Annotated in this window: 14 protein-coding genes; 9 read left to right on the top strand and 5 right to left on the bottom strand. The window is 56.1% G+C overall.

Annotated features, from left to right (window positions below; all coding sequences use genetic code 11):
- The first annotated feature begins 308 nt into the window (after positions 1–308).
- The 3 genes from CSQ89_RS16075 (at position 309) to msrA (ending at position 3895) form a co-directional block, all read left to right on the top strand.
- Positions 309–1751, top strand: a complete 1443-nt coding sequence (locus tag CSQ89_RS16075; RefSeq protein WP_099407132.1) for a TldD/PmbA family protein — start codon at positions 309–311, stop codon at positions 1749–1751.
- Positions 1748–3073 (top strand): metallopeptidase TldD-related protein, encoded by a 1326-nt coding sequence (locus tag CSQ89_RS16070; protein WP_233203234.1) that lies wholly within the window; start codon positions 1748–1750, stop codon positions 3071–3073. The genes CSQ89_RS16075 and CSQ89_RS16070 overlap by 4 nt, the downstream gene beginning before the upstream one ends.
- A gap of 288 nt (positions 3074–3361) precedes the next feature.
- Positions 3362–3895, top strand: coding sequence for a peptide-methionine (S)-S-oxide reductase MsrA (msrA, locus tag CSQ89_RS16065; RefSeq protein WP_099407131.1), 534 nt, complete (start codon positions 3362–3364; stop codon positions 3893–3895).
- Positions 3896–3925: 30 nt separating this feature from the next.
- Here msrA and CSQ89_RS16060 read toward each other — a convergent pair whose 3' ends face one another.
- Complete coding sequence (locus tag CSQ89_RS16060) at positions 3926–6046, bottom strand: EAL domain-containing protein (RefSeq protein ID WP_139023003.1); 2121 nt, start codon at positions 6044–6046, stop codon at positions 3926–3928.
- A gap of 858 nt (positions 6047–6904) precedes the next feature.
- On the opposite strand from CSQ89_RS16060, the gene CSQ89_RS16055 reads away from it, so the two are divergent.
- A complete protein-coding gene (locus CSQ89_RS16055) occupies positions 6905–7216 on the top strand; it encodes a hypothetical protein (RefSeq protein WP_099407129.1) in 312 nt (103 codons plus the stop codon).
- Here the strand turns inward: CSQ89_RS16055 and CSQ89_RS16050 are convergent.
- Genes CSQ89_RS16050 through metG form a run of 4 tightly spaced genes read right to left on the bottom strand, consistent with a single transcriptional unit; the run spans position 7196 to position 10773 of the window.
- Complete coding sequence (locus tag CSQ89_RS16050) at positions 7196–7471, bottom strand: acylphosphatase (protein WP_099407128.1); 276 nt, start codon at positions 7469–7471, stop codon at positions 7196–7198. The two genes, CSQ89_RS16055 and CSQ89_RS16050, sit on opposite strands and share 21 nt — an antisense overlap.
- The gene (locus CSQ89_RS16045) at positions 7468–8142 is read right to left on the bottom strand and encodes an HAD family hydrolase (RefSeq protein ID WP_099407127.1); all 675 of its coding nucleotides are present in this window, start codon (positions 8140–8142) and stop codon (positions 7468–7470) included. Before CSQ89_RS16045 ends, CSQ89_RS16050 begins: the two co-directional genes overlap by 4 nt.
- On the bottom strand, positions 8132–8692 hold the full coding sequence (locus tag CSQ89_RS16040) for a GNAT family N-acetyltransferase (RefSeq protein WP_099407126.1): 561 nt from the start codon (positions 8690–8692) through the stop codon (positions 8132–8134). The genes CSQ89_RS16045 and CSQ89_RS16040 overlap by 11 nt, the downstream gene beginning before the upstream one ends.
- 35 nt (positions 8693–8727) lie before the next feature.
- On the bottom strand, positions 8728–10773 hold the full coding sequence (gene metG, locus CSQ89_RS16035; protein ID WP_099407125.1) for a methionine--tRNA ligase: 2046 nt from the start codon (positions 10771–10773) through the stop codon (positions 8728–8730).
- Between the two features lie 432 nt (positions 10774–11205).
- Here metG and apbC point away from each other — a divergent pair, with 432 nt between their 5' ends.
- From apbC to CSQ89_RS16005, 5 genes are all read left to right on the top strand, one after another.
- Complete coding sequence (apbC, locus tag CSQ89_RS16025; protein ID WP_099407124.1) at positions 11206–12294, top strand: iron-sulfur cluster carrier protein ApbC; 1089 nt, start codon at positions 11206–11208, stop codon at positions 12292–12294.
- A complete protein-coding gene (locus CSQ89_RS16020) occupies positions 12291–12599 on the top strand; it encodes a hypothetical protein (protein WP_099407123.1) in 309 nt (102 codons plus the stop codon). The genes apbC and CSQ89_RS16020 overlap by 4 nt, the downstream gene beginning before the upstream one ends.
- Positions 12566–13096 (top strand): GNAT family N-acetyltransferase, encoded by a 531-nt coding sequence (locus CSQ89_RS16015; protein ID WP_099407122.1) that lies wholly within the window; start codon positions 12566–12568, stop codon positions 13094–13096. Before CSQ89_RS16020 ends, CSQ89_RS16015 begins: the two co-directional genes overlap by 34 nt.
- 27 nt (positions 13097–13123) lie before the next feature.
- Positions 13124–13699 carry a dCTP deaminase gene (dcd, locus tag CSQ89_RS16010; RefSeq protein ID WP_099407121.1) on the top strand — a complete coding sequence of 192 codons (576 nt, stop codon included), beginning with the start codon at positions 13124–13126 and terminating at the stop codon, positions 13697–13699.
- A gap of 130 nt (positions 13700–13829) precedes the next feature.
- A complete protein-coding gene (locus tag CSQ89_RS16005) occupies positions 13830–14432 on the top strand; it encodes a peroxiredoxin (protein WP_099407120.1) in 603 nt (200 codons plus the stop codon).
- Positions 14433–14598 lie beyond the last annotated feature (166 nt).

Raw genomic sequence — 14598 nt, 5'->3', positions numbered from 1 at the left:
TACGGCGTGCTGAATCGTGCGCTGCCGATCGCCTATTTCGATCGCCTGGGAGTTCCAAGACTCGCCTAACCTCAACTTCTCGAACCGCCCGGTGCGGACCCGCATGCCGGGTGGTGTGGCAGGGGTCGGCCAGGTAATCTGGCCGCCCCTATGCCGATTTATCAGCCCATTCTGTGGGGCATTCGCGACGACAGCGGACGATAGTCCCGTTCGATATGACGCTACGGCAGGCGGGGCGCTAAGATGGAACTTTATACGGTGCGAGTTTATCTTTGCTATCACCGTCCCTCTTTGCCGGATGACATTCCATGCTTGAACAAATCGAATCCCGGTTCCGGGCGCTTAATCCCGCGGTCGATTTTTGCTCGTTGCGCTATGTGGAAGAAGCGAACGAGACGTTGTCGGTGCGCCAAGGGGTAGCAGAGCCCCTAAGCCGCAGCCTTGACCGTGGCGCCATAATTACGGTGCTGCATCAAGGCGGTTGTGGGTATGCCGCGACTTCCGATTTATCGACGGCAGGTTTGCAGGCCGCTTTGGACCGTGCACGACAGTGGGCGGACACGAGCCGGGGCCGGGCGGTGTTTGATTTTACGGGTTACCAACCAGCACGCCCTACCGGCCATTATGCCGGCCCGGGCGTAGAAGTAGCATTGGACTGGAATCGCAAGCAGCTGACCGAACTGTTGATGGCTGAAGATGCCGCCAGCCAGTTCGACCCACGTATTGTGGACCGTACTGTCAGTGTGGGCCGGTTGGATGTCACCCAGCTGTATATCACCCATGACGGGGGCTCGGTGGCGCAACGTTTTCGTGCGCTGGTCCCCGGTCTGGTCGTGACTGCCTTTGCCAATGGCACAGCGCAGACGCGCTCATTGGGTGGGCAATACAATGGCTACTGCCGCCAGGGTGGGTTGGAAATCCTGGCTCAGGCGGGTTTGGTGGGAGCAGGTCGCCGTGTGGCGGAAGAGGCGTTAGTACTTTTGGCCGCACCAAACTGCCCCACGGGCAATAGAGATCTGTTGCTGCTGCCCAGCCAGATGATGCTGCAGATTCATGAGTCGATTGGCCATCCGTTGGAGCTGGACCGTATTTTGGGAGATGAGCGTAATTACGCGGGCACCAGCTTTGTCAAACCCGAGATGTTCGGCACCTATCAATATGGGTCGGCCTTGTTGAATGTTACCTACGACCCAACCCGCAGCAACGAGTTTGCCTCCTTCGGATGGGATGATGACGGCACGCCGGCCCAAAAGGTCTGGTTGATTGAAGACGGTCTGCTCAAGACGCCATTGGGGGGGGCGATTTCGCAGGCTCGCGCGGGATTGCTCGGTGTGGCGACGAGCCGCGCCTGCAGTTGGAATCGCGCACCTATCGACCGGATGGCCAACCTGAACATCGAACCGGGCGACACCAGCCTGGCCAGCATGATTGCCAGTGTCGAGCGGGGTGTGCTGATGGATACCAATGTCAGTTGGTCGATTGACGACTCTCGCAATAAATTCCAATTTGGCTGCGAATACGGCCAGCTGATCGAAAATGGTGAACTCAAAGGTGTCGTCAAGAACCCCGGTTACCGTGGGATATCGGCCACTTTTTGGCTCTCGCTCAAGGCCGTGGGTGATGATGCTTCCGTGGATGTGATGGGCACCCCTTTTTGTGGCAAGGGCGAACCGAATCAATCCTTGCGCGTAGGGCATGCATCGCCTGCCTGCTTGTTTGGCGGGGTGGATGTGTTTGGAGGGGAGGCATGATGCGCCAGTATTTCGATGCTATCGCGGCGGATGTGTTCGCCAGTTTGAGCCCGGGCGAGCAGGCGACGCTGTGGCTTGCGGGTGAGACATCGGACTTTGTCCGCTTCAACCATGCCAAGGTGCGCCAGGCGGGCGAAGTGAAACAGCTTTACATGACGGTGCACCTGTTGCTTGGCCAGAAGCACGTGTCGCAGAAGATTGCATTGGCAGGTATTTTGGTGGAAGACAGTGCGTCTTTACACCAAGTGCTGGTTGATTTGCGAAGTATCATCGACGAAGTGGCTGACGATCCCTATTTGCTTATGAACACGGAGCTGCAATCGACCGAACACTATGAATTCAACCTGCTACCGCCTACCGAGCAGATGGTGGCCGATATCATGAAGGCTGTCGGTGATGCTGACTTGGTGGGTATTCTGGCGGCGGGGCCTGTGTTCAAGGGATTTGCCAACAGCCTGGGGCAGCGAAACTGGCATGAAGTGGCCAGCTGGAACTTCAACTGGAGCCTCTATTCACACGGTGATAAAGCGGTGAAGCGGGGGGCTGCTGGTACCCGCTGGGATACCTCTGCATTGAAAGCCGCGATTGCGGAGGCACGAAGCCAATTGGCTTTGCTGGCGCGGCCCGCCAAAACGTTATCGCCCGGCAGCTACCGGGCCTATCTGACGCCCACTGCCGTCAGCGAGTTGGTTGGCATGCTCAATTGGGGTGGGTTTTCAGAGCGGGAGATGCGTAGCAAGCGGTCTTCCCTGCTTAAGTTGGCAAGTAGTGAGGCACGTTTTTCACCACTACTTAGCCTGCGCGAGAACACCGCCGCAGGCTTGTCACCGGCTTTTCAGCGAGAGGGTTTTATTAAGCCCGACTACGTGGCGTTGGTTCAGGAAGGTCGGCATGCGGGCAATTTGGTCAGCCCGCGTACGGCAAGGGAGTTTGGTATCGTCAGTAATGGTGCGAGTGGAGGGGAGGAGAGCGAGTCCCTTGATATGGCAGCGGGTAGCCTTCCCAAAGTCGATATCTTGAAAGCGTTGGGAACAGGGATTTATGTGTCAAATCTTTGGTACCTTAATTTTTCAGACCGTGCCGCTTGCCGTATTACGGGTATGACTCGTTTTGCCTGTTTCTGGGTAAAGAACGGCGAGATTGTCGCGCCACTGGATGTCATGCGTTTTGATGATTCGTTGTTCCGCCTGTTGGGCAGCGAGCTGGAAGCGCTGACCGCAGAGCGTGAGTTACTGGTAGACCCCGGCAGCTACGAAGCGCGTTCTACAGCCAGCCAGCATCTGCCCGGCGCCTTGGTGCGATCATTGAATCTGGTATTGTAGTCGTCTTAGAGCCTGTCTAAAGTCTCGCGAGCTAAGGCAAGATAAGGCGAAAACAGCCGAGGAAGCGGAGTTTACAAGTGGTAAATGAGCATTCCGAGGGTGTTTTCAACGCCATATTGCCGACGCGCAGCAGACTTTAGACAGGTTCTTAGATGTTCAGTCCCTACCAGTTGGTGGGTGGTCGGTTACCGGTGCTTTCCTGTGAAAGAAAGTGATATAGGCGGCGACCAAAGGGTAGGCATCGGTAGGGTATGACCTTCGATGCCTAGCATTCATAGGGAGAAAACCATGTCAAATGAAATTGCCACCCTTGCGGGTGGTTGCTTTTGGTGTTTGGAGGGGGTCTTCAGCCGTTTGCGTGGGGTAGAGAAGGTCGTGTCGGGTTACATGGGGGGGCATGTAGATAACCCAAGTTATAAGCAGGTGTGTAACGCTGATACGGGCCATGCGGAAGTCGTGCAGGTGTATTTCGACCCAACGCAGATTGGCTTTGCAGACCTGTTGGCGGTGTTCTTTGCGATCCATGATCCGACTACCTTGAACCGACAAGGAAATGACATCGGATCACAGTATCGTTCGGCCGTCTTTTATCACTCAGCCGAACAGGCGACTGCGGTACGTTTGGCGATCGCTCAGCTGAATACTGAGCACGCCTATGATGGGCCCATTGTGACAGAGGTGGCCTCTGCGACGACATTCTGGCCTGCCGAGGCTTACCACCAGGGGTATTTCGAGGTCAATCCGCAGCAGCCCTATTGCATGGCGGTGGTCGCGCCGAAGGTGCGTAAGTTCATGGAGAAATTCGCGGGGCAGCTGAAATAACAGTCTGACAGCGTCAATGACCCTGCTGGGTCAGCCGGGCAATGTCCAACGGCCGCGGCGATCCATATACCAGGGTGTGAGCTCTGTTGCGGGCAGAGGTTTGGCGACCAGATAGCCTTGGATGGCATCACAGCCCAGACTGCTGAGGGTATGCCATCCTTCGGTGTTCTCCACCCCTTCGGCGACCACTTCCAGCTTTAAGATATGCCCCAGCTGAACGATGGCCCGGACAATCTGTATACCGTCGGTTTCATTCAGGCGCATCATGAAGGAGCGGTCGATTTTCAACTCGTTTACGGGCAGGCGCGACAAGTAGGCGAGCGATGAGTAACCGGTGCCAAAGTCGTCGATGGATAACTTGAAGCCGAGTTCCCGAAAGGTGAACAGTGAATCCATGACGCGTTCGGGCTCACCCATCACAGCCGATTCAGTGATTTCCAGGCACAGGTCGCTCGCGTCGGCTTGGGTATCGTTCAGCACCTGCCTGACCATGCCGACGAAAGCCGGGTCTTCCATGTCGTTGATCGAGACATTGATCGAAATCTTCAACGGCATGCCACCTTCTCGCCACCGTCGGCTCTGCTGCATGCATTCGCGCAGCATCCAAAGTGTCAGGCCGCGTATCTTGCCGGTTTGTTCTGCAAACGGAATGAATTGGTTTGGTGGTATCCAGCCTCGGTCGGGATGTTGCCAACGCACCAGCGCCTCGACCGCGGCAATGTAGCCGTCTTGCAGATTGACCTTGGGTTGGTAGAAGGCGACCAACTGGTTCTCTTCAATGGCCACTTTAAGCTCACCGAGCAGCGATAGCTGATCCTTGCGGCTTTCTTCCTGCCTTGCGTCGTAGATCATGTAAGGTGCGTGAATGCGCTTGGCCATGTACATGGCAGACTCGGCTTGACGCAGCAAGGTGTTGCCATTGGTGCCGTGCTGGGGAAAGAAGGCTGCACCAATGCTGCCGGCGATATCAATGCTCTGGCCAGTGATCGCCAACGGGTTCTCCAGCACACTGTGCAGCCGGTAGATGGTGTCATCGATGTTGTTGCGGTCTATGCCGGGCAGCACCAAGACAAATTCGTCGCCGGAAAAGCGGCCCAGATGGTCGTTTCCGCGTAGCATTTCGCTTAGCCGTATCGCAATGCTCTTCAGCGCGGCATCGCCTACGTTGTAACCGAGGTAGTCGTTGATGTATTTGAAGCGGTCTATATCAACCATGACGACGGCAACCGGTTCCTTGGTCTGCTGGGCGCGGTAGATCAAGGCGCTGATCAGTTCGACCAGCCGCATGCGATTGGGTAGCTCGGTAAGCGGGTCGATATAGGCTTGCCGGGTAATTTCATTCTCACGCTCGGAAATGGCGACGCTCATGGCATTGAAGGCGCGTCCCAACCGGGCAAATTCGTCATTGCCTTCCGCAGGCACCCGGGCCCGGTAGTCACCTCTTGCTACACGGTCCGCCACGTCCGCCAGCCGGGCAACCGGTGCGGACAGCAGCCGTCCCAAAATCAAAGAACCCAGCAGGCCGATTGATAAGGTGAGCAGGCCAATGACCAGGGAATGCCACAAGGCATCATCCAGCAAGTTGGCGAGGTAATTCCGGTCGACATCCGCAACCAATACTACGGTGCTGCCATCTTCGCGCGCTAGAGGCAGAAAGACCGAACGGAAGACATCCTTTTGGTGGTCGGTGTAATCGGTAAAGCGCGGCTCACCACTTTGAAATGCATCCAGCAAGGATGCCGGTGGCGTGGCGTAAGTCTGGAAGTATTGCGCCCCACTACCGACGCGGGCGGCGTTACTGTTTGCCAGAAGGCGTACTTGGCCATTGTGGAGGGCAACGACATAAAGATGGTGCAGGCCTACTTTATGCCCATAGTCGTTCAAGAGCCGGCCAACGGAGAGGAATTGCTCTGGCTTGATGGATTGAGCCGTCTTTGCCGTACGTAGGTAGTCGTGTCCGATGAGCTTGGACATGGCTGCCGCTGCGGTGATCAGTCGTGCGTCGATATTGCTGCGGACGGCAAGCGACTGCATGTTCCAGGCATAGAGCGAGTAGGCCAAAGTCGCAAAGAGACTGACCAGCATGAACACCATCTGTATCTTGACGCGCGCGGTTTGCGGCATCAAGTGAGCAAGCAGGTGCTTCGACAATGCGCCTCCTGAGAGCCGGTTCACGACCGCACAGCACGGCTATGAGCAAGGCTCATCGACTACTCGAAAGCCCTCCAAGGGAGATGTATGACTGTATTTCGCTTCACACCGTGCACTTTGCGGGCGCAGGGAATACAGCACGTATCTCTATCGCGCAGGCATGCCACACCAAAAACTAGCAAGGCTGCTTGGAGTATGGTAAAGCGCAGCTCCAACAGCAAGATTATAGATATCTGATATATATCATGATCCATATTGCGCTGTCGTATCTGGCCCTATGTGCCGACAAGAAACATCAATCCCCATTTTCCTCCCAGCCTGACCCGGATACTTAAATATAAGAATGTCATTAAATATAAATTATTTAGGCTGGGGCCGTCACGACGAAATTCCCCTGCTGCCTCCTAAAATTTTGGCCCCCTTAGACCTGTTTATGATCTTACTGCGCAGTTGTGGTCCGGTGCCTGGGCTGTGCTTCATCCTGCTGAGGACAAATCGTGAACAGGTTCTTAGGTATGCGTTGCCCAACTAGCGCGGCTTGCTCCTATAGGCCGGCCATCAATTTGGAGTATGGAAATGGTCGCAATCATTGCAGGGCAGGATACGGGTTTGATGCAGAGGCGTGGGGGTGCCGGGGTGTTCGTCAATATCGCCAGTGCCATGTGCTGCCGAAGTGCGATAGCTTTCCCCCTGTAAGTTATGAGCTACTGCTGGGAGGGTACGCTGACGTTAGTACGCTACGAACCTACAACACCGAGCAGAGCTGACTGATTCCTTCGGCCGTAGCTGGCAGGTGATTACTCGCAACGCTGCCAAGCGTAGCAAGCGCAATACCACTGTGGAGGGGCGTTCATCTTAATGGGACTGCTTAATGATCCGGTCCATAAGCAGCCCGATACACCCAAAAGTATTTGGGATCGTATGCGTCCTTCAGACAAAGTCCAGCTTGATAAGGCGGCGCTATTATTTTATTTGGCGCGGGGACAAAATCTCAAACTGCATGATGCACTTCCGTCGGCCCTATCGCTGGGTGAGCAATTCGTTGCTTGTAGAAAGAACTTCCTTTCTGCGCTGCGCAAGGAATGGCAAATTTCGCAGATGTTTTTGCCAAATGCCGAGCGCAGCAATGTCTCTTTTGACCTTAACGCTCTAGGCTGTAGGCTGGCGTAGGAAGCCACGTTGCTCAATGGACGGGTGGTCTTCGACATCAACCTTGCTTACATCGGCAGTGGGTGGGCCCTGCTTTGCCCAGGCTATCAGGGCCGCCACGGACTCTTCCGGCCCTTGCAATACGGCTTCAACCGTGCCGTCGAGGCGATTGCGCACCCATCCGTGCAAGTGCAGCGAGTGGGCCATGGCTTCCAGGGCATAGCGGTAGCCCACGCCTTGCACTCGTCCATGGATAAGCAGATGGCGAGTGGTCATGGTTTGGGTTGCAATATGGGTTGCAACAGCGCTTGTGCTTCGGCCAGGGAACCCACAATACGATGGCCCAATGCGCGTAATGCCTCGCTGGGTTGCTTCAAGTCGGGCACCTGAATGGGTGTCATCCCTGCGGCCAAGGCAGCGCGTACGCCGGGCTCTGAGTCTTCCAACACAATGCAGTGCGTGGGTTCGACCTCCAGGCGTTGGGCGGCAAGCAGATAGATATCGGGTGCTGGCTTAGGGTGCTCGATATCACTGCCGGTAACGACGACGGGGAAGTGTGCAATCAGGCCACTCTGCGCCAGTTTCAGGTCGGCACGATCACGTCGGGTGGACGTCGCCACCGCCTTGGGTATGCCCAGGTCGGTCAGCCATGTCAGCAACGGCATGATGCCGGGTTTCAGCGGTAGGCCCGCCGCCACCTTGGCGTGGTAAAGGCGGTCAGTGGTTTGCGCAAGAACAAGGGCTTCGGGTTCCGGCACATATTCACACAACAGCTTGAAGCTTAGCTTTTCATGCAGGCCCACCATGTCATGCAACATCTTGTTGTCCAACGTTCTGCCGTACAGGGTGGCAGCCTCGATCCAGCACTGCATCACAGCGCTTTCACTGTCGATCATCAGGCCATCCATGTCGAACAGGACGGCTGCCGGGGTGAAGTCAATTTGCATAGTTGATAGTGGACCACTCACGCGCTAACAAGGAATAACAGTTCAAGTCGTGGAATTGCCCCGCCCAATAACCTTGCTCGCGGTGGCAGCCTTCCGGCTGGAAACCCAACTTCAGTACTTGTTTGATGGATGACAGATTGTCGGGGTGGATTTCGGCTTGGACGCGGTGCAGGTCCATCTCGGCAAAGCCATAGTCGAGCGCCGCTTGCAGGGCTTCGTTCATGAAGCCCAAACCCCAGGCCGAGCGGGCCAACTCATAGCCGAGCGTGCAATTGCGCCAACTGCGGTTCCACTTGAATAAACCACAGCTGCCAATCAACTCCCCCGTCTCGTTCAGGCAAATACCCCAACGGGTGCCGGGGGCCGGCAGTTTGCGCCAACCGGCGAAGGCTTCTATCAGTCTGAGGGCTTCGTCTTGGTTTTTTACGGGGTCGGAACCGAACCAGCGCATTACCTCTGGATTGCCATGGATACCGAGGACAGCGGCAGCATCGGACGGTACGAGTTCACGCAGGGTAAGGCGAGGCGTATGCAGGGTAGGGAAGGTCATCTGTTAGTGAGCCAGCCTGGGCCGGCCCTTTGGGTTTAGCCGACGCGCATGCCCGGCTGGGCGCCACTGTCGGGGTTGAGCAGATAGATACCCGGGCCTTCACCACTGGCGGCCAACACCATGCCTTCCGACACGCCGAACTTCATCTTGCGCGGCGCAAGATTGGCCACCATGACGGTGAGCTTGCCAACCAGGTCTTCCGGCTTATAGGCTGATTTGATGCCGGAGAAGACGTTGCGGGTATGGTCACCCAGGTCGAGCGTTAGTTGCAGGAGCTTTTCCGCACCATCTATATGCTGGCAGTCGATGATTCTGGCGACACGCAGGTCAATCTTGCCGAAGTCGTCGATATTGATGGTTGGCGCAATGGGCTCGATGGAACTGGTGGTGGGCACTACCGCTGGGCTGAGGCTTTGTTTGTTGGCTTCCACGAGGGCTTCTACTTGTTTGGTGTCGATACGGGTCATCAGGTGCGAGTAGGGTTCGATTTCATGGTTGAGCAACAGCTTTGCTGCATCGTTCCATTGCAGCGGTCCGACATTGAGGAACGCCTCTATATCCGCGGCCAGCTTGGGCAATACCGGTTTGAGGTAGATCGTCAGCAGACGGAACAGGTTGATCAGCAGCGAGCAAGCGCCATGCAATTCGGCATCCTTGCCCTCTTGCTTGGCTAATTCCCATGGCTTGACCTGATCAACATACTGGTTCACCTCGTCGGTGAGGGCCATGATCTCGCGCAGCACGCGGCTGTACTCACGTGTTTCAAAACCTTCCGCCAGGCTGCCTGCCGCACTTTGTAGCTTATCGACCAGTGGGCTGGCTGGTAGTTCCACTGCCAACTTGCCAGCAAAGCGTTTGCTGATGAAGCCTGCTGCCCGGCTGGCGATATTGATGTACTTGCCCACGAGGTCGCTATTCACCCGTGCCACGAAGTCGCTCAATGACAAATCGGCGTCCTCGATGCCGCTGCCCAATTTAGCGGCGTAGTAATAGCGCAGCCATTCCGGGTTCAGGCCCACGTCGAGGTAGCTCTTGGCGGTGATGAAGGTGCCGCGCGACTTGGACATTTTTTCACCATTCACAGTCAGGAAACCGTTGACGTTGATGGCTGTAGGGGTGCGGTGGCCTGAGTGCTTCAACACTGCCGGCCAGAACAAAGCGTGGAAATAAAGGATGTCCTTGCCGATGAAGTGGTACAGCTCGGCGTCCGAACCTTCAGCCCAATAGGCTTCCAAGTTTTCGCCGATGCGATCGAACAGATGCTGGGTGGCGGCGATATAGCCGATAGGCGCATCGAGCCAGACATAAAAGTATTTGCCCGGTGCATCCGGGATTTCAAAGCCAAAGTAGGGCGCATCGCGGCTGATGTCCCAATCCTGCAGGCCAGCCTCAAACCACTCGCCCATCTTGTTGGCGGCTTCTTTTTGCAGCCGACCGGGTTGGCGAGTCCAGTCCTGCAGGAACTCGCCACACTCGCTGAGTTTGAAGAAGTAGTGTTCAGACTGGCGTAATTCAGGCGTAGCGCCCGAGACCGCCGAGAATGGGTTCTTCAGCTCGGTCGGCGCATAGGTTGCGCCGCACACTTCGCAGTTGTCGCCGTACTGGTCCTTGGCGGCACACTTCGGGCATTCGCCTTTGACGAAGCGATCGGGCAGGAACATCTGCTTTTGCGGGTCGTACAACTGACTGATGGTCTTCACGGCGATCTTGCCGTTGGCTTTCAGGCGACGGTAGATGTTGCTGGCCAGCGCTTTGTTCTCGGGTGAGTTGGTGGTATAGAACTCATCGAAGCCGATATGAAAGCCCGCAAAGTCGGCCACGTGTTCGTCGTACATCTTGGCGATGAAGGTTTCCGGTGTCATGCCTTGCTTTTCGGCATTGATCATGATCGGCGTACCGTGGGTATCGTCACCGCAGACGTAATACACCGTATTACCGCGCATCTTCTGAAAACGCACCCAGATATCGGCTTGAACATAGCCGACCAGGTGGCCGAGGTGAATAGCGCCATTGGCGTAGGGCAGGGCGTTGGTAACGAGAATCTTGCGTTTAGACACGGCGGAATCCTGTCTGTGGGACATAAGCGGGAGGCGACGATTATAGCCCAACCCCTGCCTGGGCAGGCGTGGTAGGCGTCATAAGCATGATTACATGACGCCGGTGGGTGCGTTCGTGTGACAGGGCCGTTAGAATGACGGCCCGATTGGAACCCCACATGTTTGTCGATACCGTTGATTATTGCGCCAAGGATGCACCGCAACGCTTTGTGGTGTCGCTGCGCTAGGCGGGATTTGCGGTGTTAGTGCTTCTACATCGCACGGGGTAGTGAACCCGGTCGGTGAGTGGGCGCAGCAGTCTCGTATTTCACTGCCCTTGTTCCTGCACCCGCGCGGCGAGGTGGTCTTGTCGCGGCGCCATACGGGCGCATCTTATCTGCATGAGCGTTTGTGCGAGTTCGGCATCAAACATTGAATTAAAGTCCGCGGCCTGTTGTGGCCGCGTTGGAGAATAGCATGGCTACGCTGAATGATCTGAATAGCGCCTTGTCGGCCTGCATTGACATCGATACCGGCCGTGATTTCGTGGCGATGAAAGCAGTGCGTGATCTGGCAATCGAGGGTGGCCATGTCAGCCTGACGATTGCGCTACCATATCCGGCAAAAAGCCGTCATGCCGAAATCGCCGCCCAGGTTGAGACTGCGTTGCGCGCGGTGGCCGGCGTTAGTCAAGTTAGCGTCAAGATCGAAACCCGTATCGAGGCGCATATCGTGCAACGTGGTTTGACGCCACTGCCAGGCGTGAAGAATGTGATTGCCATTGCCAGTGGTAAGGGCGGCGTGGGCAAATCGACCACAGCGGTCAATCTGGCATTGGCATTGGCAGCGGAAGGCGCTCGCGTGGGCATTTTGGACGCCGATATCTATGGACCCAGCCAGCCGTTGATGTTGGGCTTGCAGGGCGAGAAACCCGAATCGCCCGATGGCAAGTCGATTCTGCCTATGCAGGCGCATGGCATTCAGGTGATGTCGATCGGTTTCCTGATCGATGCCGAGCAGCCCATGGTTTGGCGGGGCCCGATGGTGACGCAGGCGCTGATGCAGCTCTTGAACGACACCCGTTGGGACAACCTCGATTATTTGTTGATCGATCTGCCACCGGGTACAGGCGATATCCAGTTGACCTTGAGCCAGAAGGTGCCGGTGACGGGTGCCGTCATTGTCACCACGCCGCAGGACATCGCCTTGCTTGATGCCCGTAAAGGCTTGAGGATGTTTGAAAAAGTGGGTGTGCCGGTCATCGGCATCGTGGAGAACATGGCGATGCATATCTGCAGCAACTGCGGCCACGTCGAAGCGATTTTTGGTGAGGGTGGTGGCGAGCGGATGGCCGAAGAATACAAGGTTGATCTGCTGGGGCAGCTGCCGCTGGAAATGTCGATCCGCCTGGCAACGGATATCGGTAAGCCCAGCGTTGCTGCCGAGCCCGATGGCAAGGTGGCGGCGATCTATAAGGCGATTGCCCGCAAGGTGGCGGTGAAGATTGGGGAAAAGGCGAAGGACTTTTCGTCCAAACTGCCCAAGATTGTGATCCAGAACACATGATAGATCTGAGCAATTCGTTGGTTCATGCCACGGAACACATTTTCCACCGCGCCAATGGTGAGGTAGCGGACAAGGGCGACTATCTACGTGTTCTTACGCCCGATAATCCCACCTTTTTCTGGGGCAATTACCTGCTGTACGCCAAGCCGCCGCAAAAGGCTGATTTGCCGGCCTGGGAAGCCTGTTTCGTGGCTGAGATTGAAGCCCGGCAGCCCTCGTCCAATCATCGTGCCTTTGGTTGGCTGGGCCCGCGAGGTGAGGTTGATGCTTTTTGGCTGCGGGCTATGCGATTTCCGAAGCAGTAGCGCTATCGTGCCGGCAACCCCTGCTGCCAGACCATTATCATGGCGAAGTTGAAACTAGGCCCCTTGCTGGCGCTGCGGATTGGGAGGCTGCCATTGCCTTGCAGGTGATGTGTCGCGATATGGCCCATGCGGAACAGGATTATCAACATTTCAAGCGTGCCCAGTTTGCAAATTACCAGCGTATGGTCAAAGCTGCGTGCGGCCACCGTTACGGTGCGTGGCTGAATGGCATGTTGGTTGCCGAATTGGGTATATTCGTGGGCGAAGGTGGGCTTGCCCGCTACCAAAATGTTTGTACCCATCCTGCATGGCGTCGCCAGGGCATCGCGGCGCGGCTGGTTTATGAATCAGGACATCACGCGATTGCCCGCCTGGGGGCGAGTACGCTGGTGATTGTGGCAAATGAAGCCGGCCCACAACGGCTTTACCGCAGCATGGGTTTTATGCCGGCAGGTACGGCGTTCAGTGCCGAAAAAATGCCACCACAGATGCAATAATCGGGAATTGAGAAGGAATAGAAAGTAATGAGCATCAAATCCGACCGTTGGATACGCAAGATGGCGCAAACGCACGGCATGATCGAGCCGTTCGAGCCGGGTCAGGTACGTTATGTGAACGACCAGAAAATCGTGTCCTATGGTACGTCGAGCTACGGCTACGATATCCGCTGCGCCGATGAATTCAAGTTGTTCACCAATCTGAACAGCACGGTGGTTGACCCGAAGAATTTCGATGAGAACAGTTTTGTTGATGTGTCTGGCAAGGGCTATTGCATTATTCCGCCCAATAGCTTCGCCCTGGCCCGGACAGTTGAATACTTCCGCATTCCCCGCAATGTGTTGACCATTTGCCTGGGCAAATCGACCTATGCCCGTTGCGGCATTATCGTGAATGTCACCCCGTTCGAGCCTGAGTGGGAGGGTTATGTCACGCTGGAGTTCAGCAACACCACCCCGCTGCCCGCCAAGATTTACGCCAATGAAGGGTGCGCTCAGGTTCTGTTTCTGGAAGCCGCACCGGATGATATCTGCGAGACATCCTATCGTGACCGCGGCGGCAAATACCAGGGCCAAGTCGGCGTAACGCTACCCAAGACCTGATTTACCCCAACACCAACTGAACTTCGATAGTGATCAACTATCGAATGATTTTGGTTTTTAAATTGGACGCCAAGGCCGCACCAAGCCTACATTTGAGCGTTTGTGTTTAACTTGCTTGAGGAGAACTGCAATGACCGTACTCGTAAATAAGAAAGCGCCGGATTTCAACGCTGCTGCCGTATTAGGTAATGGCGAAATCGTTGAAAACTATAACTTCAGTGCTGCCACCAAGGGCAAGTACGCGGCGGTCTTCTTCTACCCGCTGGATTTCACTTTTGTGTGTCCATCCGAGCTGATCGCGTTTGACCATCGCTTGGCTGAGTTCAAGAAGCGCAATGTGGAAGTGATCGGCGTCTCCATCGACAGCCAGTTCACTCACAGCGCCTGGCGCAACACCGCGGTTGAAAAGGGGGGTATTGGCCAGGTGGGCTATACCCTGGTGGCCGACGTGAAGCATGAAATCTGCAAGGCATTTGATGTAGAACACGCTGATGGCGTTGCATTGCGTGGCACCTTCCTGATCGACCGTAATGGCGTTGTGCAACACCAAGTGGTGAATAACCTGCCACTGGGCCGTGATATCGACGAATTGCTGCGCGTCGTAGATGCCTTGCAATTCACTGAAGAGCACGGCGAAGTTTGCCCAGCGGGTTGGAATAAGGGCAAGGCCGGCATGAAGGCCGACGCTGCGGGCGTTGCCAAGTATCTGGCTGAAAACGCTGGCGCGCTGTAATTCGCTAGCCGCTGCAGAAACCCCGCTTTGGCGGGGTTTTTCATGTGCGCCCAGCATGGGCGCACTCCTGCGGGTGGAAGTCCCGCCGTAAGTTGATCACAACGAACGAAGTGAAGCGCAACTGCGTGAGGGCGACCGAGCGTGGGAAGGAAGCGTGGATCGTAAA

Source organism: Chitinimonas sp. BJB300, assembly GCF_002735695.1.
In the GTDB taxonomy this organism is placed as follows: domain Bacteria; phylum Pseudomonadota; class Gammaproteobacteria; order Burkholderiales; family Chitinimonadaceae; genus Chitinimonas.
The sequence above is the reverse complement of the archived record's forward strand: the minus strand, read 5'-3'. Positions and strand labels throughout refer to the sequence as shown.

Coding starts and splice junctions, on each gene's coding strand:
- CSQ89_RS16075 (WP_099407132.1), top strand. CDS start 309: ATGCTTGAACAAATCGAATCCCGGTTCCGGGCGCTTAATCCCGCGGTC.
- CSQ89_RS16070 (WP_233203234.1), top strand. CDS start 1,748: ATGATGCGCCAGTATTTCGATGCTATCGCGGCGGATGTGTTCGCCAGT.
- msrA (WP_099407131.1), top strand. CDS start 3,362: ATGTCAAATGAAATTGCCACCCTTGCGGGTGGTTGCTTTTGGTGTTTG.
- CSQ89_RS16055 (WP_099407129.1), top strand. CDS start 6,905: ATGGGACTGCTTAATGATCCGGTCCATAAGCAGCCCGATACACCCAAA.
- CSQ89_RS16050 (WP_099407128.1), bottom strand. CDS start 7,471: ATGACCACTCGCCATCTGCTTATCCATGGACGAGTGCAAGGCGTGGGC.
- CSQ89_RS16045 (WP_099407127.1), bottom strand. CDS start 8,142: ATGCAAATTGACTTCACCCCGGCAGCCGTCCTGTTCGACATGGATGGC.
- CSQ89_RS16040 (WP_099407126.1), bottom strand. CDS start 8,692: ATGACCTTCCCTACCCTGCATACGCCTCGCCTTACCCTGCGTGAACTC.
- metG (WP_099407125.1), bottom strand. CDS start 10,773: ATGTCCCACAGACAGGATTCCGCCGTGTCTAAACGCAAGATTCTCGTT.
- apbC (WP_099407124.1), top strand. CDS start 11,206: ATGGCTACGCTGAATGATCTGAATAGCGCCTTGTCGGCCTGCATTGAC.
- CSQ89_RS16020 (WP_099407123.1), top strand. CDS start 12,291: ATGATAGATCTGAGCAATTCGTTGGTTCATGCCACGGAACACATTTTC.
- dcd (WP_099407121.1), top strand. CDS start 13,124: ATGAGCATCAAATCCGACCGTTGGATACGCAAGATGGCGCAAACGCAC.
- CSQ89_RS16005 (WP_099407120.1), top strand. CDS start 13,830: ATGACCGTACTCGTAAATAAGAAAGCGCCGGATTTCAACGCTGCTGCC.